This window comes from Streptomyces sp. NPDC005302, assembly GCF_040607345.1.
Lineage (GTDB): Bacteria > Actinomycetota > Actinomycetes > Streptomycetales > Streptomycetaceae > Streptomyces.
This window is the reverse complement of record NZ_JBEXGN010000032.1, coordinates 1-22,321: the sequence shown is the minus strand read 5'-3', so window position 1 is coordinate 22,321 and position 22,321 is coordinate 1. Positions and strand designations below refer to the sequence as shown.

At 70.9% G+C, this 22,321-nt stretch carries 22 protein-coding genes; 13 read left to right on the top strand and 9 right to left on the bottom strand.

The annotated features are described in order from the left end of the window. Positions 1 to 69 precede the first annotated feature (69 nt). From ABZT74_RS32065 to ABZT74_RS32050, 4 genes are all read left to right on the top strand, one after another. The gene (locus ABZT74_RS32065; RefSeq protein ID WP_356174153.1) at positions 70 to 1,377 is read left to right on the top strand and encodes an MFS transporter; all 1,308 of its coding nucleotides are present in this window, start codon (positions 70 to 72) and stop codon (positions 1,375 to 1,377) included. A 71-nt stretch (positions 1,378 to 1,448) separates the two neighbouring features. Then, positions 1,449 to 1,565, top strand: a complete 117-nt coding sequence (locus tag ABZT74_RS32060) for an SGM_5486 family transporter-associated protein (RefSeq protein ID WP_263974370.1) — start codon at positions 1,449 to 1,451, stop codon at positions 1,563 to 1,565. 283 nt (positions 1,566 to 1,848) lie between these two features. Continuing rightward, entirely contained in the window at positions 1,849 to 2,061 is a 213-nt protein-coding gene (locus ABZT74_RS32055; protein WP_355876729.1) for a hypothetical protein, read from the top strand. 416 nt (positions 2,062 to 2,477) lie between these two features. Then, the gene (locus tag ABZT74_RS32050) at positions 2,478 to 2,996 is read left to right on the top strand and encodes a histidine phosphatase family protein (RefSeq protein ID WP_356174156.1); all 519 of its coding nucleotides are present in this window, start codon (positions 2,478 to 2,480) and stop codon (positions 2,994 to 2,996) included. A 69-nt stretch (positions 2,997 to 3,065) separates the two neighbouring features. On the opposite strand, the gene serB is transcribed toward ABZT74_RS32050, so the two are convergent. Then, positions 3,066 to 4,289, bottom strand: coding sequence for a phosphoserine phosphatase SerB (gene serB / locus ABZT74_RS32045; RefSeq protein ID WP_355876735.1), 1,224 nt, complete (start codon positions 4,287 to 4,289; stop codon positions 3,066 to 3,068). Positions 4,290 to 4,944: 655 nt separating this feature from the next. Beyond that, positions 4,945 to 6,759 carry a streptophobe family protein gene (locus ABZT74_RS32040; protein WP_356174159.1) on the bottom strand — a complete coding sequence of 605 codons (1,815 nt, stop codon included), beginning with the start codon at positions 6,757 to 6,759 and terminating at the stop codon, positions 4,945 to 4,947. Between the two features lie 238 nt (positions 6,760 to 6,997). Between ABZT74_RS32040 and ABZT74_RS32035 the strand changes: the two genes are divergently transcribed. Then, complete coding sequence (locus tag ABZT74_RS32035) at positions 6,998 to 9,505, top strand: FHA domain-containing protein (protein ID WP_356174160.1); 2,508 nt, start codon at positions 6,998 to 7,000, stop codon at positions 9,503 to 9,505. Between the two features lie 87 nt (positions 9,506 to 9,592). Here the strand turns inward: ABZT74_RS32035 and ABZT74_RS32030 are convergent, their stop codons facing one another. The 3 genes from ABZT74_RS32030 to ABZT74_RS32020 form a co-directional block, all read right to left on the bottom strand. Beyond that, the gene (locus tag ABZT74_RS32030; RefSeq protein ID WP_356174163.1) at positions 9,593 to 10,336 is read right to left on the bottom strand and encodes a transglycosylase SLT domain-containing protein; all 744 of its coding nucleotides are present in this window, start codon (positions 10,334 to 10,336) and stop codon (positions 9,593 to 9,595) included. Between the two features lie 302 nt (positions 10,337 to 10,638). Next, entirely contained in the window at positions 10,639 to 11,763 is a 1,125-nt protein-coding gene (locus ABZT74_RS32025) for an S-adenosylmethionine:tRNA ribosyltransferase-isomerase (protein ID WP_356174166.1), read from the bottom strand. Further along, positions 11,760 to 12,455, bottom strand: coding sequence for an SDR family NAD(P)-dependent oxidoreductase (locus tag ABZT74_RS32020; RefSeq protein WP_355876750.1), 696 nt, complete (start codon positions 12,453 to 12,455; stop codon positions 11,760 to 11,762). Before ABZT74_RS32020 ends, ABZT74_RS32025 begins: the two co-directional genes overlap by 4 nt. A gap of 219 nt (positions 12,456 to 12,674) precedes the next feature. Here ABZT74_RS32020 and ABZT74_RS32015 point away from each other — a divergent pair, with 219 nt between their 5' ends. From ABZT74_RS32015 to ABZT74_RS32000, 4 genes are all read left to right on the top strand, one after another. Further along, a complete protein-coding gene (locus tag ABZT74_RS32015; RefSeq protein WP_356174172.1) occupies positions 12,675 to 13,838 on the top strand; it encodes a GAF domain-containing sensor histidine kinase in 1,164 nt (387 codons plus the stop codon). Next, positions 13,831 to 14,472, top strand: coding sequence for a response regulator transcription factor (locus ABZT74_RS32010; RefSeq protein ID WP_355884705.1), 642 nt, complete (start codon positions 13,831 to 13,833; stop codon positions 14,470 to 14,472). Before ABZT74_RS32015 ends, ABZT74_RS32010 begins: the two co-directional genes overlap by 8 nt. Positions 14,473 to 14,684: 212 nt before the next feature. Next, positions 14,685 to 14,930, top strand: coding sequence for a chaplin (locus tag ABZT74_RS32005; protein WP_355884703.1), 246 nt, complete (start codon positions 14,685 to 14,687; stop codon positions 14,928 to 14,930). A gap of 195 nt (positions 14,931 to 15,125) precedes the next feature. Beyond that, entirely contained in the window at positions 15,126 to 15,365 is a 240-nt protein-coding gene (locus tag ABZT74_RS32000) for a chaplin (protein WP_355884701.1), read from the top strand. A 237-nt stretch (positions 15,366 to 15,602) separates the two neighbouring features. Here the strand turns inward: ABZT74_RS32000 and ABZT74_RS31995 are convergent, their stop codons facing one another. Next, positions 15,603 to 16,391 carry a hypothetical protein gene (locus ABZT74_RS31995; protein WP_356440688.1) on the bottom strand — a complete coding sequence of 263 codons (789 nt, stop codon included), beginning with the start codon at positions 16,389 to 16,391 and terminating at the stop codon, positions 15,603 to 15,605. Between the two features lie 121 nt (positions 16,392 to 16,512). On the opposite strand from ABZT74_RS31995, the gene ABZT74_RS31990 reads away from it, so the two are divergent. From ABZT74_RS31990 to ABZT74_RS31980, 3 genes are all read left to right on the top strand, one after another. Further along, on the top strand, positions 16,513 to 17,304 hold the full coding sequence (locus ABZT74_RS31990; RefSeq protein ID WP_355884698.1) for an ABC transporter ATP-binding protein: 792 nt from the start codon (positions 16,513 to 16,515) through the stop codon (positions 17,302 to 17,304). A 94-nt stretch (positions 17,305 to 17,398) separates the two neighbouring features. Beyond that, positions 17,399 to 17,833, top strand: a complete 435-nt coding sequence (locus ABZT74_RS31985) for an NfeD family protein (protein WP_355884696.1) — start codon at positions 17,399 to 17,401, stop codon at positions 17,831 to 17,833. A gap of 130 nt (positions 17,834 to 17,963) precedes the next feature. Then, complete coding sequence (locus tag ABZT74_RS31980; RefSeq protein ID WP_356440686.1) at positions 17,964 to 18,938, top strand: SPFH domain-containing protein; 975 nt, start codon at positions 17,964 to 17,966, stop codon at positions 18,936 to 18,938. Positions 18,939 to 18,998: 60 nt separating this feature from the next. Here the strand turns inward: ABZT74_RS31980 and ABZT74_RS31975 are convergent, their stop codons facing one another. From ABZT74_RS31975 to ABZT74_RS31965, 3 genes are all read right to left on the bottom strand, one after another. After that, the gene (locus ABZT74_RS31975; protein WP_355884692.1) at positions 18,999 to 19,505 is read right to left on the bottom strand and encodes an HNH endonuclease; all 507 of its coding nucleotides are present in this window, start codon (positions 19,503 to 19,505) and stop codon (positions 18,999 to 19,001) included. A gap of 144 nt (positions 19,506 to 19,649) precedes the next feature. Then, positions 19,650 to 20,189 (bottom strand): YbhB/YbcL family Raf kinase inhibitor-like protein, encoded by a 540-nt coding sequence (locus tag ABZT74_RS31970; RefSeq protein ID WP_356440684.1) that lies wholly within the window; start codon positions 20,187 to 20,189, stop codon positions 19,650 to 19,652. Positions 20,190 to 20,311: 122 nt separating this feature from the next. Continuing rightward, on the bottom strand, positions 20,312 to 21,097 hold the full coding sequence (locus ABZT74_RS31965) for a sporulation protein (RefSeq protein WP_355884688.1): 786 nt from the start codon (positions 21,095 to 21,097) through the stop codon (positions 20,312 to 20,314). 212 nt (positions 21,098 to 21,309) lie between these two features. On the opposite strand from ABZT74_RS31965, the gene ABZT74_RS31960 reads away from it, so the two are divergent. Continuing rightward, positions 21,310 to 21,951, top strand: a complete 642-nt coding sequence (locus tag ABZT74_RS31960) for a DNA-3-methyladenine glycosylase (protein WP_356440682.1) — start codon at positions 21,310 to 21,312, stop codon at positions 21,949 to 21,951. The last annotated feature ends 370 nt before the right edge of the window (positions 21,952 to 22,321 follow it).

Here is a 22,321-nt window from a genome sequence, read left to right as displayed (position 1 = left end):
CGGTCGCGCGGGCCGGAGATTCCGGAGATTAACGCAGCGGGATTGGACAGCCAATCATCCCATGATTCTATGATGGGCGACATGGCAAGCGAGGAGACCCGGACGACGATGACGTCCCCACCGACACACCGCCCCACCGAGAGCACGGCGACCCGGCCGCCAGCCCCGCGCGCGTGGACGACGCGACTCGTGATCGTCGGCATCGTCCTCACCGCCCTGAACCTGCGCCCGGCCATCACCAGCCTCGGCGCCCTCCTCGAAGAGGTGCGCGACGGGCTCGGCATGAGCGGCAGCGTCGCCGGACTGCTCACCTCCGTACCGCCGCTCTGCTTCGCCGTCTTCGGCGTGATGGCTCCCCGGCTCGCCCGCCGCTTCGGTCCCGCCGCGGTCGTCTGCGCGGGCATGGCCGCCATCACGGCCGGCCTCGCGCTGCGCCCCTTCATCGGCGGGACGGCCGGGTTCCTGGCCGCCAGCGCGCTCGCGCTCATGGGCATCGCCGTCAGCAACGTCCTGATGCCCGTGATCGTCAAGCGCTGGTTCCCGGACCGGGTCGGCTCCATGACGGGCCTCTACTCGATGGCCCTCGCGCTCGGCACCTCGCTCGCCGCCGCGATCACCGTGCCCATGACCGACGCCTTGGGCGGCTCCTGGAGGTCCGGACTCGTCGTCTGGGCGGGCCTCGCCGCGGCGGCCGTCCTTCCGTGGATCGCGCTCGTCCGCGCCCGCGGGGCGGCTCCCGGCTCCGGCGAACCGGCACCGTCCCCCGCGGACGCCCGCCAGGAGGCCGCCGGACTGCGCATCACCCGCAGCCGTACGGCCTGGGCCCTCGCCGTCTTCTTCGGCCTCCAGGCCACCGCCGCCTACATCACGATGGGCTGGATGGCGCAGATCTTCCGCGACGCGGGCGTCGCCGCGGGCACCGCCGGACTGCTCCTCGCGGTCACCATGGTGATGGGCGTGCCGCTCGCCTTCGTCATACCGCGCCTCGCCACCCGGCTGCCCCACCAGGGGCCCATCGTGGTCGCCCTCGGCGTCTGCGGACTCGCCGGCTACGCGGGCCTCTACCTGGCCCCGGCGGGCGGCGCCTGGGCCTGGGCCGTCCTCCTCGGCATCTCCAACTGTGCGTTCCCGCTGGCCCTCACCATGGTCGGCATGCGGGCCAGGACCGGCGCCGGCGTCGTCCAGCTGTCGGCGTTCTCCCAGAGCACCGGCTACCTGCTGTCCATCCCCGGCCCGCTCCTCGTCGGCGTCCTCTACCAGCACAGCGGCGGCTGGGGCCTCCCGATCGCGCTCATGGCCGGCCTGATGATCCCGCAGATCGCGGTCGGCATCCTGGCGGGCCGCGACCGGACGGTCGAGGACGAGCTGGCCGGCTGACCCCGGCCGGCGCGGGCCGCGAACCGGGACCCGGCGGCGGCCGGCCCCACCCGGGGTGCGAGACTGACGTCATGCCTGTGCTCGACCCGAACCCCCAGAACGGCCAGAAGAAGCTGCTGCTCGTGCTCGGCGCGATGCTGGCCATCACGGTGATCATCGGCATCATCGCGTCCATCGCGTCGCCGTGAACGACTCCGCCCGCCGACCGGTGAACTGAACCCGCGCCCGGTCCACGACCGGGCCGCCGTGCCGTGAGCCCCAGGGCCCCCTCCACCGCTCTCCCGACCCCGCCGCTTCCCGCGCCGGGACGCCTCCGCGCCGGGGGGTAGGGCTAACCCCCCGTCCCCTAGGGGGCGAGTGTCAGGGTCAAGTGGGTGGATCACCGGATGGGTCGGGGGCCGTGCGGTCCGTACCTTCGAATCGTGGCCGCGAGGAGTGGCCCGCGACCACTCGAAGACCCACGGAGGCGGCATGTCGGCCCGTACGCACACCCGGATCCACCCGGCGACGCCCGGCCGCGTGGACATCCGCCTCCCCTGGTGGGCCCTCGCTCTCCCCACCCTCGCCTTCGTCACGCTGCTGCTCATGATCCTCAACCCGTCGGATGCGCACGCCGCGGGCGGGGACCCGGCCCTCACGCACGTGTTCGAGCGCATCCAGACGGTGCTGCACACGGCCCCGTGACCGCAGGGCACACGGCCCCGTGACCGCACGGCACACGGCACCGTGACCGCGCGCCCCCGGGCTCCTGGAGGGACTACTGCCCGGCCGCCAGGCGCCCGCCGCCGCTCGCCGCGTGCCCCTCCGAGCCCTCCGCCTTCTCCGGCACCAGCACCCACCCACCCACCACGACCAGCCACGCTGACACTCCACGCCACCACGACACCGCATGCCACCGGGACGCCTCATGCCACCCGTGCGCGGAGCGCGCCGCCGATCCCGCGCGATGTCCCGCACCCGACACCCGCACGCCACCCAGAGCGACCGCTCCACCCCTCTCGGGTACGGCATCACCCCTGACGGGGGAGGGCGTCACCCGTGCCGGGGGAGCACGTCAACTCCCTGCGCCTCGTGGCATGTTTCGTGCGAAGCTGGGACGCATGAGCGTCGCAGAACCCCGCAGGATCGTCCTCTTCCGGCATGCGAAAGCCGACTGGCCGCAGATGTCCGACCACGAGCGGCCGCTCGCCGACCGGGGCCGTATGGACGCCGCCGTCGCCGGGCGCAGGCTCGGCGAGACCGGTATCCCCTTCGATCTGGCCCTCTGTTCCACGGCGATCCGGACCCGTGAGACGTGGAAGCACGCCGTCCAGGAGCTCCCGCACCGGCCGAAAACGGTCTACGAGGAGCGGATCTACGAAGCCTCGCCCGGCGAGCTGATCGCGGTACTCAACGAGACCCCGGACGACACGCAGAGCGTGATCCTGATCGGTCACAACCCGGGTGTCCACGGCCTCGCCGACATCCTGGCGGGTCAGGCCGAGGACGACACCCGTGAACGGATGAAGGCCCAGGGCTTCCACACCGCCGCCTTCGCGGTGCTGACCTTCGACGGCCCCTGGAAATCCCTGGAACCCGGATCGGCCTCGCTGACCGAGTACTGGGCGCCCACGGAGTAGACCTGCTTCTGGACATCGACGGGGCCGGCACCACCAGGTGCCGGCCCCGTCCGCGTTGCGCGTGCCGCCTCAGTGCGCGGCGGCGTCCTCGTCCTCGTGCATGTCGGCCGCCTCGACCTCTTCACGCGTGACGCCCAGCAGGTACAGCACCGTGTCGAGGAACGGGAAGTTCACCGCGGTGTGCGCGGCCTGGCGCACCACCGGCTTGGCGTTGAAGGCGACCCCGAGGCCGGCGGCGTTCAGCATGTCGAGGTCGTTCGCCCCGTCGCCGACCGCCACGGTCTGGGCCAGCGGCACCCCGGCCTCGGCAGCGAACCGGCGCAGCAGGCGGGCCTTGCCGGCCCGGTCCACGATCTCCCCCGTCACCCGGCCGGTCAGCTTGCCGTCGACGATCTCCAGGGTGTTGGCGTGGGCGAAGTCGAGCCCGAGCCGCTCCTTCAGATCGTCGGTCACCTGCGTGAACCCGCCTGACACGACGCCGACTTGGTAGCCGAGCCGCTTCAGCGTACGGATCAGGGTGCGGGCGCCGGGTGTCAGCCGTACCTGCTCGCGCACCTTCTGCACGACCGACTCGTCGAGCCCGGCGAGAAGCGCCACGCGTGCGTGCAGCGACTGCTCGAAGTCCAGTTCACCGCGCATGGCTGCCTCGGTGACCTTGGCGACCTCGTCCTCGCATCCGGCGTGCCCGGCGAAGAGTTCGATCACCTCGTCCTGGATGAGCGTCGAGTCCACGTCCATCACGACGAGACGCTGGGCACGCCGGTGCAGGCCCGCGGCCACGACGGCGATGTCGACGCCGAGCGCGGCGGCCTCGGTCACCAGCGCGGTCCGCAGCGTCTCGGTCTCGGCGCCGGACACCGCGAACTCGACTGCTGTCACCGGGTACTTGGCGAGGCGGAAGATGCGGTCGATGTTGCCGCCGGTCCTGGTGATCCTGGCGGCGATGGCGGCGGTCGACTCCGCGGTGAGGGGGTGCCCGAGCACCGTCACCAGCGAACGCCCGGAGCCGCGCGGCCGGTTGTCACCGAGGCCGGAGAGGATCTCCGCCTGCATCTTCATCGACTCCGCCCAGCTGTGGACGGTGGCCCTCAGATCACCTTCGAGACCGGGGGTCGGCTCGGTCACGAGCGCGCACAGCACCATGCGGCCACGGGTGACGACCTGCTCGATGTCGACCACGTCGACGGAGTAGGCGGCGAGGGTGTCGAAGAGTCCGGCGGTGATGCCCGGGCGGTCCTTGCCGAAGATCTTGACGAGGAGAGTGGGCACATCAGAGGTCTGCGAAGCGCTCATGGTGATCCCACCGTATCCGGCACTGCGTGCCGTCCGCCCGCCTGGTCCGCCTGACGGACACAGAACACTGGGCAACACCTGGGCATCCCCCGGATGACCCCCGGCCCCCTGCCCTGCGCACCCCGCCCCGCCCCTCCACCACCACCGTGCCGCGCCCGCACGCGCCAGGGCCAACCGCCGGCCCCTCCCGCAGCGACCACCCCCGGCAGCCCCGCCGGCGACCACCCCCAGCAGCCCCGCCTGCGACCACCCCTGGCAGCCCCGCCGGCCACCACCCCCAGCAGCCCCCGCCGACAACCACCGCCTCTCTCGCCCCCTCCGCCCCTACCCTTCCCACCCCTGGGGGCTCCGCCCCAGACCCCGCTCCTCAAACGCCGGAGGGGCTGGGTTCTCCCGCAGGACCGCGCGCCCGCGGAATTCGCGGCGTCCGTGGCCCGCAGCCGCAGTCCATAGCCCCGCATTCGGCATCCGACATGCGGCGTGAGGGGGTCGAACCCCGTCCCCCTCTGCCCGCGGTCGCCGTCCGGCGGAAGGGGCCGTGCCGGTACATCGGATGCCCGTCGCTCACGTCCGGATGTACCGGCACGGCCCCGACCCACCCGCAGGTATCCGCGATCGGCCTGACCCACCCACCGGCACCACCGCCCGGCCCGCCTCAACGCCGGGGCCTTCCCGACGGAGGTGCGGGCGGTGGTGCCGGAGGAGGCGGAGGAGGCCCTCCGTCGGGCCCGTCCGGCCGCCGCTTCGGCAGCGGCCCCATCGGCCGCACCACCGTCGGCGCACCGTACACATCCCGGGGCCCCGCCCCGGGCCCCGGCTCCGCCCCCGGCCGCCGATCCTCCGGCTCCGGCCCCCGCAACTCCTCCGGCACCATCAGGTACGGATTGGTGTCCGGATTGGGCGCCCGGTACGACCCCCGAGGCCGATACGGTCCAGCGTCTTCACCCACACCGGAGCCCCCGCCGGCCCCAGCCGGAACACCCGCGCCCCCCAGGGCCCCCGCGCCCCCCGAGCTCCGCACCACTCCCAACATGGCCACCCGCCGCCCCGCCGCCCCGCTCGCGCAGGCCAGCAACGCCCCCACGCCCCCGGCCCCCGCCCCCCAGAGCGCACCGAGGACCAACGCCGTCCCCAGCTGCCCGTGCAGCAGGATCCCCGCCCCGAACGCGTCGAACCCGAGGACCGACAGCGACGCGTCCACCGACACGTCCGTCAGCCACGCGAGCAGCGGCAGTGCCAGTGCGGTCACAACGCCGAGCCGAAGTGCGCAGAGACCGGCGAACCGCAGCGCACCCCCGCCTCGTGCAGAGGTGTCACCCGGTGCCCCCGCAACGGCTGCATCCCGGGCCCGTACGAATGGCGTACGCACGGCCGTCAGGACGCCCGCGTACAGCATCATGAGCGCGGTCGCCACGGCCAACAGCCAGACGCGGCCGTCGAGTTCGGCGAGGCGGCTCAGGGTGACGGGCCGGTCGGTGCCGGTGCTGAGCAGGCGGTCGAGCGGGTCCGGCAGCAGCTTGGCGAGTTCGCCGGTGGCCCGGCCGTCCCAGGGGACGAAGAGCCCGAGCGGGACGGCGAGCCACACCCCGTTGGGTGCGCCGAGCAGCGCGGCCCCCGCGATCCGCTTCGGATGGTCGTCGCCGACCGCCGCGTACGCAGCCGCCGCGAGCCCGGCGAGGACCGCGACGAGCAGGACGGTGACGAGGGAGGCGACGGCCGGCCGTACGACGCGGTGCACGGCGTCCCAGCCGGGCGGCAGGGGCGTACGCCGGGAGGCGAGCAGGGCGATCAGCAGGACGCCGGCGGCCCACGCGGCTCCGCCGAGGAGGGTCGGCGCGGTGTCGACGGAGAAGCCGACGGCCGCCTTGGCCTTCACGAGGTCGCCGACCTTGTCGGGCAACAGCCCGCCGAGGTCCCCCAGATCCCCCAGCCCTCCCGGCAGTTTGTCCGTGATGTCACCGAGTCCGCCGTCTCCGCCGGTGACCTTGTCGAGCCCGAGCTTGCCGCCGTCGATGGTGATGACGTCGTGGCCGGCCCAGGCGAGCCCGCCCAGGGTGGCGACGAAGAGGACGACCACCGAGCCCGCCCGCGCCAGGAGTTCGGAGGGCGCGATCACAACTCCTGCTCCGCGCAAGGAGCGGAGGAAGAACCACGCCATGAGGAGGGCGCCGACGAGCCCGACGCCGAGCGGGGTGATCTGGATGGCGGTGTGGGCCTGCGCGCCCTGGAGGCCGAAGGCGGACACGTCACCGGAGGGGGTCACCGAACCGTTCGCCCCGAGGGCCACGACGGCAGCGGTCATGGGGCCGAGCGACCCCGCGGTGTCCGCTCCGAGCAGATGCAGGCCGAGTGCCGCGGTGCCCGCCATGCCGATCAGCGCCCAGCTCACGGAGGCGATCGCCGACAGCAGCACATCCCCCCACGGCACACTCCCGGTGCCTCCGCCGTGCCGCTCGGTCCCGTTGCCCATCGCCAGACCCCCCGATCCGCGCCGCGGTGATCCCGCGTATGTCCCCCTCGCGGGGGATTACCACTCTCCGGTCCGGTTTCAACCCCGTCAACGGAAACGGGCAACCCGCCCGTACCCATCGTTCACATGGCCCGACTTTCGGTCAGGGGGCTCCTACTGAAATAGTTCCCCACGATGTTCGACATCCCTAGACTCCCTGTGTTGGGGGTAACTCGGGGGACAACACAGTGGGGCTGGAGTGCCGGAACTCGTACTGGAATTGAATGGACGGACCTGGACGCTCGATGCCTCCAGGTCCTACGCCCTCGGACGCGATCCGCAGGGGGACATCGTGCTCGACGACGCCAGGGTGTCCTGGCGTCACGCCACGATCAGCTGGAACGGCCGCAGTTGGGTCATCGACGACCACGGGAGCACCAACGGCACGTTCGTACAGGGGCAGCGCGTCCACCAGACGGAGATCGGCCCCGGTTCGGCCGTGCACCTCGGCAACGCGACCGACGGTCCGCGGCTGAGCCTGTCCGGCACGGCGGCCTCCGTCGCACAGTCGCAGCCGCAGCAGCAGCCGTACGCGGCGCAGGGCGCGAGCCCCGGGTGGGCTCAGCCGCCGACGCCGCAGCAGGCTCCGGGCCAGGGCGGCCAGCAGCCGCCGCGGCAGGCGGCGGGCATCCCGCAGCAGCAGGGACCCGGCGGGGGCGCGGGGGCGCCGCCGGTCTACGGAGACCGCAGCCCGACGACGTTCCACCAGTTCTCGCTGGGGCGCGTGATGCGCATCGGCCGTGCGCTGGAGAACGAACTGGTGGTCTCGGACCTCCAGGTCTCCCGGCACCACGCCGAGTTCCACGCGACGCCGGACGGCCGCTTCGAGATCCGCGACCTCGGTTCGCACAACGGCACCTACGTCAACGGCATGCCGATCGCCAAGGGCGGCTCGACGCTGCTCGGCCCGAACGACATCGTCGGCGTCGGCCACTCCACCTTCCGCCTGGTGGGGGACCGTCTCGAGGAGTTCGTCGACACCGGTGAGGTGTCCTTCTCGGCCCGTCATCTGACGGTCACCGTCGACGGCGGCAAGCAGATCCTCAAGGACGTCTCCTTCGGCGTTCCCGAGAAGTCGCTCGTCGCGGTGATCGGCCCGTCGGGCTCCGGCAAGTCGACGCTCCTGAAGGCGCTCACGGGCTACCGCCCCGCCAACCAGGGCGACGTCCTCTACGACAACCGAAACCTGTACAAGCAGTTCGCCGAGCTGCGCCAGCGCATCGGTCTGGTCCCGCAGGACGACATCCTGCACAAGGAACTGACCGTCAAGAAGGCCCTCAAGTACGCGGCCAAACTGCGCTTCCCCGCGGACACCACGGGTCAGGAGCGCGAGGCCCGGATAGACGAGGTCCTGCGCGAGCTGAAGCTGGACGTCCACAAGGAGAAGAAGGTCACCTCCCTCTCCGGCGGCCAGCGCAAGCGGGTGTCGGTGGCGCTGGAGCTGCTGACCAAACCGTCGCTGATCTTCCTGGACGAGCCGACCTCCGGTCTCGACCCGGGCATGGACCGCGACGTCATGCAGCTGCTGCGCGGCCTCGCCGACGACGGCCGTACGGTCCTGGTCGTCACGCACTCGGTGGCCGAGCTGGCGATCTGCGACAAGCTCCTCGTGATGGCGCCGGGCGGCTCCGTGGCCTACTTCGGCCCTCCGGAGGAGGCGCTGAACTTCTTCGGCTACGAGACCTGGGCCGACGTCTTCTCGGCGTTCGAGAACTACCGCGACTACGACTGGGCGGGCCGCTGGAAGGGCTCGCAGCACTACCAGATGTACGCCGCGGACATCGACGCCGTCGCCCCGCAGTCGACGCAGATGCCGCCGGCGCAGGCGATGAAGCCGCCGAAGCCGCAGAGCTGGGGCTCCCAGCTGACGACGCTGATCCGGCGCTACGCCTCGGTGATCGCGTCCGACAAGGGCTTCCTGGCGCTGACGGTGATCCTGCCCGCGGTGCTCGGCTCGGTGAGCCTGCTCATCGACAGCGGCAAGACCCTGCTGGTCAACGACAAGGTGCTGCCCTCGGGCGTCCATGTCGCGAACGGCACGGCGACGACGGTGCTGCTGATCCTCGCGGTCGGCGCGTGCTTCGCGGGTGCGGCCAACTCCGTCCGTGAGCTGATCAAGGAACGGGTGATCTACGAGCGGGAACGGGCGACCGGTCTGTCACGGTCCGCGTACCTGATGTCGAAGGTGATCGTCCTCGGCGTGGTCACGCTGCTGCAGGGTGCCCTGGTCGGCGCGATCGGCTTCGGCAGCCGTACGGTCCCGGACGAGGGCCTGATCCTCAAGAGCCTGCCCAAGGTCGAGCTGACCATCCCGATCATGGCGCTGGGCTTCGCGTCGATGATGTTCGGCCTGGTCATCTCCTCGCTGGTGAAGACCGCCGAGAAGACGATGCCGCTGCTGGTCATGTTCGCGATCGTCCAGGTCGTCTTCACCGGCTGCCTGTTCATCCTGAACGGCACTCCGGGTGTCAACCAGTTCTCGTACCTGATGCCGGCCCGCTGGGCGGTCGCCGCGTCCGGCACGACGCTGGACTTCAACAACATCTTCCCGAACCAGGACGATCCGTCGAACACGGACCCGCTGTGGAACCACACGGCGGGCGCCTGGACCCTGGACATGGTCGCGCTGATCGCGCTCGGCGTCGCCTGCGGGTTCCTCGTGGCCCGCTTCCTGCGCCGCCACGAGCCCGAGGTCATGCGTAAGTAGCTTCCGCGTCCGAGGAGAGCGCGAGGGCGGCACCCCGGTCGGGGTGCCGCCCTTCGGCGTCTGTGACGGGAGCTCCGCGCTCGGCCCTCAGTACGCGCTGTTGACGTTGTCCATCGAGCCGTACTTGTCGGCCGCGTAGTTGGCGGCGGCGGTGATGTTGGCGACCGGGTCGTAGATGTTCCACGACGTGCCGGCCACGTGGTACGCGGTGAAGGTCGGCGGGATGACCTGCAGCAGGCCCTTCGAGGGGATGCCGTTGATCGCGTTGATGTCCCAGTCGTTGATGGCCTTCGGGTTACCGGAGGACTCACGCAGGATGTTGCGGTGCAGCCCGTTGTAGGAGCCCGGGATGCCCTTCGACTTCATGATGTCCAGGGACTGGCGGATCCAGCCGTCGAGGTTGTTCGCGTACGTCTTGGCTGCGACGGGCTGGACCTTGATCCGCTCGGAGGAGCGGCTCGCGGCGGCCTTGGAGCGCGCCTGGGCTGCCTTCTTCGCGGCTGCCTTCTTCTTTGCGGCGACTGCCTCGGCGGCCTTCTTCTTCGCCGCGGCGGCGTCGGCCGCCTTCTTCTTCGCGGCGATCGCCTGAGCCTTCAGGTCCGCGCCGGCCAGCTGGTCGGTGACGCTGCCCTTGACGTCCTTTATCTGCTTGTCGCTGTAGGCGACCTTCGCGGTGGAGACGGCGGCGTCGTTCGTGGTGGTGTGGGAGTTGTCCGGCACCAGGGAGAACGCGAGGGTGGCGGCACCGAGGGTGGCCACGCCGGCGATCGAAAGCTTGTGGAGCTTGGTCAGCTTCGGACTATGTCCAGGAGTGGTGATGTTCTTGGGCATGACTGAGACCTCTTCGAATAGCGCGGAGGTCGCTCGCGGTCCGAGGGGACATTGCATCGTTGCGTTTCCGGACGAACGCCCTGGGGTAGAACCCGAGGCGCTGAGCGACGAGGGCAATTCTTAGCGGCCGCAAAATGCTGTGGCAAAGGTGTGACGTACGAAGCCAGGTAGTGGAGACGGAAAGGGCAAAACGGGGCAGACTGGCACGTCTGCCCCGCTCATCTAGGGTCCGCTTGTCTCCTATGTCCGTTCGTACGTGATGTGCACCCTATGTGCGGGCTCACATCGAGGGCGTTGCGATCTCACCAAGAGTTGCTGGCGCAACGCTCTGTGTGAGGGGCCTCCTCCGGGAGGATGAGGTGCACGTCGCCGAACTCGTGCCAGAGGTAGAGCCCGGCCAGCGCGGCCTCGTATCCGCGGTCCACGGCAGCCCTTCCGGCGACCGCCTCCAGCATGAGGAGATGCGAGGCCTCCGGCTCGTGCAGCCCGGTCAGCAGCCCGTCGACGACCCGTACACCCCGCTCCGGGGTCACCACCAGGTCCGTCCAGCCCCGCGCCGCCCGCACCAGCCCGTCCGGCCCGGCCGCGGACTCCACGGCACGCACGGCCGTCGTCCCGACCGCCACGATCCGGCCCCCACCGGCCCGCGCCGCGTTGATCAGCCGCGCCGACGTCTCCGGCACGGCGTACGGCTCCGGATACGGCGGCTCGTGCGCCTCCGCCGACGCCACCCCCGTGTGCAGCGTGACCGGCGCGAACTGCACACCCCGGCTCACCAGCTCCGCCACCATGCGCGTGGTGAAGGGGCGGGCGGCGCTCGGCATCTCCGCGCTGCCCGCCCCGTCGTCCGACGGCAGCGCGAACACCGTCTGGTAGACGGACAGCGGCTGGTCCCGTTCCGTGTAGGAGTAGCGGATGGGCCGCCCGTGCCGCCGCAGCAGCCCCAGGACGTCCGCGCCGCCCCGCACCCGCGCCCACCACAGCCGCGGCCCACGGGCGCTCAGCGGCTCCTCCAGGACGAGGCGTACGTCCCCGGGCAGCCTCACCACTGTCCCCGCGGGCCCGCCCGCCCGCGCACGCGTGGTGCCCGCCCCGTCGGGATCCCGCAGCTCGACGGCCCACCGCCCGTCGTCCCCGCGCGTCGAGAAGTGCACCACCACGCGCGCGTGCCCGGCCCGCCCGTCCACGGCCGCCGCCAGGGTGGCCGACGTGTTGACGATCAGCAGGTCCCCTGCCGCGAGCTGCCGCGGCAGCTCCACGAACGCGTGATGCGACACCTCGCGGCCGCGCGACACCAGCAGCCGTACGGCATCCCGGTCGCTCCCCGCTCCCCGCTGCTCGGCCGGCACCCGCGCCGACAGCTCCTCCGGAACCTTCCCCCACGACCGGCCGCGCCCGACCGGAGACACCCCCGTCGCCGTCCTCATCGCTCCTCCAGCAGGGCCGGAGCGGCGTAGCGCCCACTGGCCGGCCGTTCGTCGAGCAGCCGCAGGAACGCCGGAACCACCCGGTCCGGCGCCGGCCGTGGACCGTCGTCGCCGGGCACGGCCGCCCGGTAGAGGTCCGTGCCCATGTCCCCGGGGTCCACGGCCCAGACCCGCAGCCCGGGCTCCTCCTCACCGAGTACCGCCGACAGATGGTCGAGAGCAGCCTTCGAGGCGCCGTAGCCGCCCCAGGTCTCGTACGCCTCCGCCGCCGCGTCCGAACTGACCGCGACGACCGCACCCGCCTCCGCCGCCCGGAGCAGCGGCAGCGCCTCCTGGACCAGGCCCAGCGCGGCGACCACGTTGACCTCCAGCGCCCGCCGCAGCCCGTCCAGACCCAGCTCCTCCAGACGCACCAGCGGCTCGGCACCCAGCGCGCTCGCGTTGTTCACCAGCAGGTCGACCCCGCCCAGCTTCCCGGCCGCCGCCACGAGAGCGGCACGGTGAACGGCGTCCGTCACGTCCCCGGGCAACGCCTCCACCCGCGTCCCGTGCGCGGACAGGGCCACCGCGGTCTCCTCCAGCACCTCGGCCGTTCTCGCGTCCAGCACCAGATCCCAGCCGCGCCGCGCCAGGGCCGCCCCCAGCGCCCGCCCCAGTCCCTTCGAAGCCCCCGTGATGATCGCTACCGGCATGACGTCCGTCCCCTCGTCCACGACCCGCCCTGCGGCGGATGCCCTCACGCTAGGAACGGGACCCGCCCGGCCGCCTCGTGCGCGGGCCGCAATGATCGGGGTCCCTTCGTCCTAGGTCCGGACGGACGCGGGAGCGGACCGGACCTAGGCCCAACGGCCCAGGTCGGCGCCGACACCGGCCCGATACGCGGTGTCACCGCCCGCCGGTACGTTGGGGGCATGAGCCAAGGACCCCGGTCGGGCCTGTACGCGGTGAGCACCGCGCTGCTGGCCATGAGCCGGCACCTCGAAGTGCGCGACGTCCTCAAGACGATCGTCGCCTCGGCCCGCGAACTGCTCGACGCGCAGTACGCGGCCCTCGGCGTGCCCGATGACCACGGGGGCTTCGCCCAGTTCGTCGTCGACGGCGTCAGCGACGCCCAGTGGAAGGCCATCGGCCCGCTCCCGCGCCAGCACGGCATCCTCGCCGCGATGCTGAGCGAGGCCCGCCCCGAGCGCCTCGCCGACGTGCGCGAGGACCCCCGCTTCGAGGGCTGGCCCTCCGCCCACCCCGACATGTCCGACTTCCTCGGGCTGCCCATCCGCGACGGCGACGAGACGATCGGCGCGCTCTTCCTCGCGAACAAGCGGCCCGCGGGAGACGATTCCGCGCGGTCCGGCGCGGACACCTGCGGCTTCACCGAGGAGGACGAGGAACTCCTCACCATCCTCGCCCAGCACGCCGCGATCGCCCTCACCAACGCCCGCCTCTACGAACGCAGCCGCGAGCTGACCATCGCCGAGGAGCGCTCCCGCCTCGCGCACGAACTGCACGACGCCGTCAGCCAGAAGCTGTTCTCCCTGCGCCTCACCGCCCAGGCCGCCGCGACCCTCGTCGACCGTGACCCCTCCCGCGCCAAGGGCGAACTCCAGCACGTGGCCGCCCTCGCCGCCGAAGCCGCCGACGAACTGCGCGCCGCCGTCGTCGAGTTGCGCCCCGCCGCACTCGACGAGGACGGCCTCGTCGCCACCCTGCGCACCCACATACAGGTCCTCGACCGCGCCCACTCCGCGCGCGTCACCTTCGCCGGCCGCGGCGTCCGGGCGCTGCCCGCCTCCCAGGAGGAGGCGATGCTGCGCGTCGCCCAGGAGGCACTGCACAACGCGCTGCGCCACTCCGGCGCCGCCCGCGTCGACGTCACCGTGGAGAAGCGCGGCCCCGGAGCCGTCCTGTACGTCGTCGACGACGGCAGCGGCTTCGACCCCACCGCGACGCGCGCCGCCGGCCGCCACCTCGGCCTGGTGTCGATGCGGGACCGGGCGAGCGGCGTCGGCGGCACACTCACCGTCGAATCGGCGCCCGGAAAGGGCACCACGATCGAGATGGAGGTCCCTGGTGGCTGACGCAATCAAGGTGCTGCTCGTCGACGACCACCAGGTCGTCCGCCGGGGCCTGCGCACCTTCCTGGAGGTGCAGGACGACATCGAGGTCGTCGGAGAGGCGTCCGACGGCGCCGAAGGCGTCGCCCGCGCCGAGGAGCTGAAGCCCGACGTCGTCCTGATGGACGTGAAGATGCCGGGCATGGACGGCATCGACGCGCTCCGCAAACTCCGTGAACTCGCCAACCCCGCCCGCGTGTTGATCGTCACCAGCTTCACCGAGCAGCGCACGGTGGTGCCCGCCCTGCGCGCGGGCGCCGCCGGGTACGTGTACAAGGACGTGGATCCCGAAGCGCTGGCCGGCGCCATCCGCTCCGTCCACGCGGGGCACATCCTCCTGCAACCCGAGGTCGCGGGGGCCCTGTTGTCCCAGGAGGAGGCGAACTCGGGCCAGGGGAGGAGCGGTTCGCTCACCGAGAGGGAACGCGAGGTGCTCGTACTGATCGCGGACGGCCGCTCCAACCGCGAGATCGCCCGCGCTCTCGTCCTCTCCGAGAAGACGGTGAAGACCCACGTCTCGAACATCCTGATGAAGCTCGACCTCGCCGACCGCACCCAGGCCGCGCTCTGGGCCGTCCGGAACGGCATCGCGGGCTGATCACCACGGGCCGGTCACCAGCGGATCCGTGCTCCGGCGCGCCTCTCCCGCGCGGCCGGGGCCACCGGCCGACGGGAGGGTTCCGGTCCGGAATGAGATTCATACCGTCGGGTGTATGTCCCCCGAACGGCGCAACCTCCGCGAGGTGGAGCCGTTCTCCAGTGCGTGCTGCGGCGATCCTGCCGCGGTGTTCGCAAGGAGGGGTTTCAGAAGTGAAGAACCTGAAGAAGGTCACCGCTGTCGCGATGGTCGCCGGTGGCCTGGTCGCCGCCGGCGCCGGTATGGCTTCGGCCTCCGACGGATCGCTGGCGGTCGGCAAGGCCGAAGGTTCCCCGGGCGTCATCTCGGGCAACACCATCCAGGCCCCGATCCACGTCCCGGTGAACGCGGTCGGCAACAGCGTGAACGTCATCGGCGTTCTGAACCCGGCCTTCGGCAACCTCGGCCTCAACCGCTGAGGTCCGCCGCCTGACGGTCGTGACCACCGGCTCCCGGGGATTCCCCGGGGGCCGGTCTGTTTGTCGACTCATCAGGGGAATGCATCGAACGGGGCAATCACGGCGGCCTCCCGTGCCGTCCCGGCCTCCACGGCGTTGCTCAGCGTACGACCCGCGGGCCGGGTCGGATCCGTATACGCAGGAGGAACGCTTCTCATGAACATCGCCAAGAAGGCCGCCCTGGCCATCACCGTCGCCGGTATCGCCGCCGGAGCTTCCGCCGGTGCCGCTGTCGCCGACTCGGGTGCCGAGGGCGCGGCCGTGAACTCGCCGGGCGTCGCCTCGGGCAACGTCGCTCAGCTCCCGATCCACGTGCCGGTGAATGTCGTGGGCAACTCCATCAACGTCATCGGCCTGCTCAACCCGGCGTTCGGCAACGCCGGCGTCAACGGCTGACGCACCACCTGGAAGAGCCCCGCGAACGGAAACGTTTCGCGGGGCTCTTCCGCGTCCTGGCCCGGCACCGCGCACCCCGGCCGGATCGAGAACTCCCGGGCCGGCCGACACGGACCGCCTGCCCACCCGGCCCGACAACGGGGCACGGCTGGGCAGGCGGTCCGGTGAACCTCACCCGCATCCCGGTGCGGGCCCCTGAGTCGCGGACGGGTGCCGGCGCCCCGAAGCGGACCTGGTTCAGCGGACGCCCCGCTCCCGCTCCTCCACGAACGCGTTGTACGCCGCCACCTGTGCCCGACGCGCCGTGCGCTCCACCGGCCGCAGCGCCTCGGCCCGAGCGGCCATCTCCGAGGCGCTCACCGCCCCGCCGTGCCCGTTCTCGTACGCGACCGAGATCAGCAGTCCCACCCGCTGGGCCAGCTCCAGCACGCGCACCGCTCGGGGCGGGTAGCCGGGAGCCAGTACCTCCCGCCCGCGCTCGGCCCGTGCCCGGTACGCGTCCACCGCCGCCTCGGCGACCGGCCCCGACCCCGCCACGTCGAGCCGCGACAACACCTCCGTCGCGTCGCGCAGCGCCTCCGCCAGCTCCCGCTCGGCCTCCCCGAGCGAGGGCACGTCGGCGGGCGGCGCCTCCCGTACGGCGAGACAGTGCCAGACGACCTCGACGTGCACATCGCCGTCGGGGCCGGCCTCGTACACCTCCGGGACGAGCCCCAGCGCCGAGCCGTGGCACACGACGGCCTCCTCGGCGTCCAGGGCGCGTGCGTTGAAGGCGGGCGGGCCACTGAGTCCGAGGGGGTGGCCCGGCGCGGGCAGCGCCACCCGCAGCCCGGTCACCCCGAGCGCGCGCAGCCGGCCGAGGGCGAGCGTGAGCCCGACGGGCCCCGACTCGCCCGGCAGCCCCTCGACCCGGTGCACGGCGTCGTCACCGACGATCGCGAGCACGGCGTCGTCCGGCGAAACAAGTCCGGCCAATAGGGCATTTCCCCATGCGGCCAGTTGTCCTGAGCGTGGTTCCGAGAGCATGCCTCCACCCTAAGGACCGGCCGATGGATCGGTGCGGCCGACCGGTGGCGTAGGTTTTCCCTGGGGGCTGCGTCCACAGACGTAAGCGACGGCCGAGACTGCAATGGGAGACAACGCGCTCATGAGCGATGTACTGGAGCTGGAGGACGTATCCGTGGTCCGCGAGGGCCGGGCTCTGGTGGACCAGGTCTCCTGGTCGGTCAAGGAGGGCGAGCGCTGGGTCATCCTCGGCCCCAACGGCGCCGGGAAGACGACCCTGCTGAACGTCGCCTCCAGCTACCTCTTCCCCAGTGCGGGTACCGCCACCATCCTCGGCGAGACCCTCGGCAAGGTCGACGTCTTCGAGCTCCGCCCGCGCATCGGTATCGCCGGCATCGCGCTCGCCGAGAAGCTCCCCAAGCGCCAGACCGTCCTGCAGACCGTCCTCACCGCCGCGTACGGAATGACCGCCGGCTGGAACGAGGACTACGAGGACATCGACGAGCGGCGCGCCCGCGCCTTCCTCGACCGCCTCGGCATGAGCGAGTACCTGGACCGCAAGTTCGGCACCCTCTCCGAGGGCGAGCGCAAGCGCACCCTGATCGCCCGCGCCCTGATGACCGACCCCGAGCTCCTCCTCCTCGACGAGCCCGCCGCCGGACTCGACCTCGGCGGCCGCGAGGACCTCGTACGCCGCCTCGGCCGCCTCGCCCGCGACCCGATCGCCCCCTCCATGATCATGGTCACGCACCACGTCGAGGAGATCGCCCCCGGCTTCACCCACGTCCTGATGATCCGTCAGGGCAAGGTGCTCGCGGCCGGACCCCTGGAGCTCGAACTCACCTCGCGCAACCTCTCGCTCTGCTTCGGCCTCCCGCTCGTCGTCGACCAGGTCGGCGAGCGCTGGACCGCGCAGGGCCTCCCGATGGCCTGACGCCCCGGGCGCACGGACGCGCACATCCCGTCAGGAGCAGGCGAGTTGATCGCGCGCCCTGTCCGCGGGAGGAGCGCGGACCTACCATGACCACGTGGACGACATCGACGCATGGGTGTGGTGGCTGATCGGCGCCGCAGGACTGGGCATCCCGCTCGTGGTGACGGCGATGCCGGAGTTCGGCATGTTCGCCGTGGGAGCCGTCGCCGCGGCGGTCACCGCGGGCCTAGGCGCCGGAATCGTCGCCCAGGTCCTCGTCTTCGTGGCCGTGTCGGTCGCCCTCATCGCCGTCGTACGGCCCATCGCGGCCCGGCACAGCGCACAGCGCCCCCAACTCGCCACCGGAATCGACGCGTTGAAGGGCAGGCAAGCCGTCGTCCTGGAGCGCGTGGACGGTTCGGGCGACGGCAGGATCAAGCTCGCCGGAGAGATCTGGTCGGCACGGGCCCTCGACGCCGGACAGGCCTACGAGGTCGGCCAGGAAGTCGATGTCGTGGACATCGACGGAGCCACGGCGATCGTCATGTGACCTCGGACAACGCAAGTGAACCGAACGCCCCACGCGGCAGACGACGTTCTGTCAGACTCGTCCAGCAAGATCTTCAACAGCCATAAGATCTTCCGGAATTACCGAGTGGAGAAGGGTACGGGGAGCATCGATGGAACCGATCATCATCGTCCTGATCATTCTGGTGGTGTTGGTCTTCATCGCCCTGATCAAGACCATCCAGGTCATCCCACAGGCGAGCGCCGCCATCGTCGAACGCTTCGGCCGCTACACGCGGACACTGAACGCCGGCCTCAACATCGTCGTCCCGTTCATAGACTCGATCCGCAACCGCATCGACCTGCGTGAACAGGTCGTCCCCTTCCCGCCCCAGCCGGTGATCACCCAGGACAACCTGGTCGTCAACATCGACACGGTCATCTACTACCAGGTCACCGACGCGCGCGCCGCGACGTACGAGGTCGCCAGCTACATCCAGGCCATCGAGCAGCTCACGGTCACCACACTGCGCAACATCATCGGCGGCATGGACCTGGAGCGGACCCTGACCTCCCGCGAGGAGATCAACGCGGCTCTGCGCGGAGTCCTCGACGAGGCCACCGGCAAGTGGGGCATCCGCGTCAACCGCGTCGAACTCAAGGCGATCGAGCCGCCCACCTCCATCCAGGACTCGATGGAGAAGCAGATGCGCGCCGACCGCGACAAGCGCGCCGCGATCCTCACCGCGGAAGGCATCCGGCAGTCGCAGATCCTCACCGCCGAAGGCGAGAAGCAGTCCTCGATCCTCCGCGCCGAGGGTGAGGCCAAGGCCGCGGCCCTGCGCGCCGAGGGCGAGGCCCAGGCCGTCCGTACGGTCTTCGAGGCCATCCACGCCGGCGACCCGGACCAGAAGCTCCTCTCCTACCAGTACCTCCAGATGCTCCCGAAGATCGCCGAGGGCGACGCCAACAAGCTGTGGATCGTGCCCAGCGAGATCGGCGACGCACTCAAGGGCCTGAGCGGCGCCATGGGCAACTTCGGTGGCCTGGGCGGCGGTTCGGGCAACAGCGGAAACTCCGGGAACTCCGGGAACTCCGGGAACTCCGGCGGGAACGAACGCCGCGAGAAGCCGTCCATCACGGACTGACGCCGTACGACACCGGGGCCCACCTCCCTGCAGGGAGGTGGGCCCCGGTCGTTCACGAAACTAGGCGGCGGGCTGGACCAGCCACTCCGGAAGGGCCTTGAAGTCGTCCTGGCCGAGCGCCAGCAGCATGGCGTCCGCCGGCGTCGGCTCGAACGGCTGCCGCAGCAAGGGCATCTCGGCCTGCTCCGGCGTACGGGCCGCCTTGCGGTGGTTGTCCTCGGCGCACGAAGCCACGGTGTTCAACCACGAGTCCTGACCACCCTGGGCCCGCGGCACCACGTGGTCCACGGTCGTGGCACGGCGTCCGCAGTAGGCACACTTGTGCCGGTCGCGTATCAGCACACCCCGCCTCGACCACGGCGCTTGTCTTCGGAACGGCACCCTGACATACCGGCAGAGCCTGATCACCCGGGGCACGGGGATGTCCAGGGCGGCTCCGCGCATGCGCAGTTCGGGGTGGGCCTGCTCGACGACGGCCTTGTCCGTCAGCACCAGAACGACGGCTCGGTTCAACGTCACCGTCGACAGCGGCTCAAAACTCGCGTTCAGTACCAGCGTGTCCCGCATGCAGCCCACCTCCTCTTGCGCACCGGCCCACCTGCGGCGGGCTGGGATCAACTTTGGCCGGGCACGACGAGATGGACAACGCAATAAAAAATGCCCGCCCCTGATCACTTCCAAGACCAGAGGCGGGCAAACGTTCCGTGAACGTCAGTCTTCTGCGGGAGCCGTGTACTCACCGATCAGCTGGGCGCGCGACAGCGTGTGGAACCGGAGGTTGAAGCCCACCACGGCCGGCGACGCGTCCGCGTCGGGACCGAGCTTCTCCTGATCCACCGCGTACACCGTGAACACGTACCGGTGGGCGGGGTCCCCGGGGGGCGGAGCGGCGCCGCCGAAGTCCCGCGACCCGTAGTCGTTGCGGGCCTGGACCGCGCCCTGAGGCAGTCCCTCGAAGGTGCCGCTGCCCGCGCCCACCGGCAGCTCCGTCACGGAGGCCGGGATGTCGAACACGACCCAGTGCCAGAACCCACTGCCCGTCGGGGCGTCCGGGTCGAAGCAGGTCACGGCGAAGCTCTTGGTCTCCGCCGGGAACCCCTCCCAGCTCAGCTGGGGAGAGGTGTTCCCGGCGGCCTGGACCTGTGCGTCCCTCAGTACGGCACCCGGCCCGACGTCCTCGCTGGTCACCGTGAACGCCGGCACCGGCGGATGAAAAGCGTGCGGGAGCGGCGCCCTGTTGAGCTCGGTCACGTCATACCTCCTGAACGGCGGAATCTGTGGGTCCGAGCCTAGGGCGTGACCGCGAGGTCAGGCCGCCGACCCCGCGCCCCGGGCGGACGACGCGACCTTGCGGACACGCCCCGGGACAGCCTTCAGAACCAGCTGCGCTTGCTGCCGACCTCGGACAGCCACTGGTTCAGATACCCCGCCCAGTCCGTGCCGTGGAAGTCCTGCAGGCCCACCTGGAAGGAGCGGAAGGAGTCACTGCCCTCGCTGAAGAGGCCCGGCTTCTTGTCCATCTCCAGGATGACGTCCATCGCACGGTCGTCCGCGACGAAGCTCAGCTCGACCTGGTTCAGCCCGCGGTACTGCGACGGCGGGTAGAACTCGATCTCCTGGTAGAACGGCAGCCGCTGACGCGTGTTCCTGATGTGGCCGCGCTCCATGTCCGCGTTCTTGAAGCGGAAGCCCAGCTGGATGAACGCGTCGAGGATGGCCTTCTGCGCGGGCATCGGGTGCACGTTGATCGGGTCGAGGTCGCCCGAGTCGATCGCGCGGGCGATCTCCAGCTCGGTGGTCACCCCGATGTTCATGCCTCGCAGGCTCTGTCCGTCGATCATGGTGATCGGCGTCTCCCACGGGATCTCCAGCCCGAACGGAACCGCGTGCACGGCACCCGCCTGCAGCTCGAAGGCCCCGCCGAGCCGCAGCTTCGCGAAGTCGATGTTCTGCTTGTACTCCTGGTCGTCGTGCCCCTCGACCTCGACCCTGGCCTGCAGGCCGACCGACAGACCCTCGATCGCCTGGTTGACCGATCCGCCCTGGATCCGCACCTCACCCTGGACGACGCCGCCCGGAACGGTGTTCGCCTCGGTCAGCACCGTCTCGACCGAAGCCCCACCGGCCCCCATGCTCGCAAGAAGCCGCTTGAACCCCATGTCACTTCCTCCCCAGGCAACGCCTGTTCCGTCCTGTGTCCGTGTGGATCCCTTGATCCCTACAAACGCGATCCGGGCCCGACCGGTTCCGTGTCCTCACCCTTACAAGGGAGAGGACACCTGACCACCCCGTCGGCAGCCATCCGTCAGAACCACGGCGCCGCTCCGGCCCTCGCCCGGCGGACCGGCCGGCTCGACTACGCTCGGACGCCATGATCGCGGCCCCTGACCGTACGCCCCTGACACGGGACTTCTTCGACCGCCCCGTACTGGAGGTGGCCCCCGATCTCCTGGGACGCCTCCTCGTACGAGCCACCCCGGACGGTCCCATCGAACTGCGCCTGACCGAGGTCGAGGCGTACGACGGACCGGACGACCCCGGCTCACACGCCTACCGCGGCCGTACGGCCCGCAACGGCGTGATGTTCGGTCCACCCGGTCACGTGTACGTCTACTTCACTTACGGCATGTGGTTCTGCATGAACCTGGTCTGCGGTCCCGAGGGCCGGCCCAGCGGTGTCCTCCTGAGAGCCGGCGAGGTCACTGTGGGCGCGGATCTGGCCCGCAAACGTCGACTCTCGGCCCGGAACGACAAGGAACTGGCCAAAGGGCCGGCACGCCTCGCCACCGCACTCGACGTGGACCGATCACTCGACGGCACGGACGCCTGCGGCCCCGGGGGCTCGCCCGTGACCATGCTGACCGGGACACCCGCCCGTCCCGACCAGGTGAGCAGTGGTCCGCGCACCGGGGTCTCGGGCGACGGGGGCGTTCATCCCTGGCGGTTCTGGATCGCCAACGACCCGACGGTGAGCCCCTATCGAGCCCATGCGCCCCGTCGGCGCTCAACTTGACTCGCCCTTGCGGGAACCGTAATGTAGCCCGAGCCGCTTGACCCGGGTACGGCGTTCAGCCAGCAGCCGGAAGTGGCCAACCCACTACCTACGACTTCCCCTCCGCGGGGGCACATTCGGCATGTCCGCATGCCTGAATTCGAACTCGCGGGACTCGATTATGAGTCACCGAGGGAATCGGTTAGCGTAGTGAATGTCGAAAGGCCGACGAAACGCGAAAGCTTTCCAAAGCCCAAAGGCAACCCCGGCCGACCGGGAATCGGGCCCGAAAGGATCTGATAGAGTCGGACTCGCCGGAAAGGGAAACGCGAAAGCGAAAACCTGGAAAGCGCCGAGGAAATCGGATACGGAAACGGTCTGATAGAGTCGG

Bases quoted from the DNA above. Each gene is read 5' to 3' on its own strand.
- ABZT74_RS32015 (WP_356174172.1), top strand. From the start codon at position 12,675: ATGAGCCAAGGACCCCGGTCGGGCCTGTACGCGGTGAGCACCGCGCTG.
- ABZT74_RS32060 (WP_263974370.1), top strand. From the start codon at position 1,449: ATGCCTGTGCTCGACCCGAACCCCCAGAACGGCCAGAAGAAGCTGCTG.
- ABZT74_RS32025 (WP_356174166.1), bottom strand. From the start codon at position 11,763: ATGAGGACGGCGACGGGGGTGTCTCCGGTCGGGCGCGGCCGGTCGTGG.
- ABZT74_RS31965 (WP_355884688.1), bottom strand. From the start codon at position 21,097: ATGGGGTTCAAGCGGCTTCTTGCGAGCATGGGGGCCGGTGGGGCTTCG.
- ABZT74_RS31995 (WP_356440688.1), bottom strand. From the start codon at position 16,391: ATGCTCTCGGAACCACGCTCAGGACAACTGGCCGCATGGGGAAATGCC.
- ABZT74_RS32020 (WP_355876750.1), bottom strand. From the start codon at position 12,455: ATGCCGGTAGCGATCATCACGGGGGCTTCGAAGGGACTGGGGCGGGCG.
- ABZT74_RS32055 (WP_355876729.1), top strand. From the start codon at position 1,849: ATGTCGGCCCGTACGCACACCCGGATCCACCCGGCGACGCCCGGCCGC.
- ABZT74_RS31980 (WP_356440686.1), top strand. From the start codon at position 17,964: ATGGAACCGATCATCATCGTCCTGATCATTCTGGTGGTGTTGGTCTTC.
- ABZT74_RS32040 (WP_356174159.1), bottom strand. From the start codon at position 6,759: ATGGGCAACGGGACCGAGCGGCACGGCGGAGGCACCGGGAGTGTGCCG.
- ABZT74_RS32030 (WP_356174163.1), bottom strand. From the start codon at position 10,336: ATGCCCAAGAACATCACCACTCCTGGACATAGTCCGAAGCTGACCAAG.
- ABZT74_RS31960 (WP_356440682.1), top strand. From the start codon at position 21,310: ATGATCGCGGCCCCTGACCGTACGCCCCTGACACGGGACTTCTTCGAC.
- ABZT74_RS31975 (WP_355884692.1), bottom strand. From the start codon at position 19,505: ATGCGGGACACGCTGGTACTGAACGCGAGTTTTGAGCCGCTGTCGACG.
- ABZT74_RS31990 (WP_355884698.1), top strand. From the start codon at position 16,513: ATGAGCGATGTACTGGAGCTGGAGGACGTATCCGTGGTCCGCGAGGGC.
- ABZT74_RS32050 (WP_356174156.1), top strand. From the start codon at position 2,478: ATGAGCGTCGCAGAACCCCGCAGGATCGTCCTCTTCCGGCATGCGAAA.
- ABZT74_RS32065 (WP_356174153.1), top strand. From the start codon at position 70: ATGATGGGCGACATGGCAAGCGAGGAGACCCGGACGACGATGACGTCC.
- ABZT74_RS32000 (WP_355884701.1), top strand. From the start codon at position 15,126: ATGAACATCGCCAAGAAGGCCGCCCTGGCCATCACCGTCGCCGGTATC.
- serB (WP_355876735.1), bottom strand. From the start codon at position 4,289: ATGAGCGCTTCGCAGACCTCTGATGTGCCCACTCTCCTCGTCAAGATC.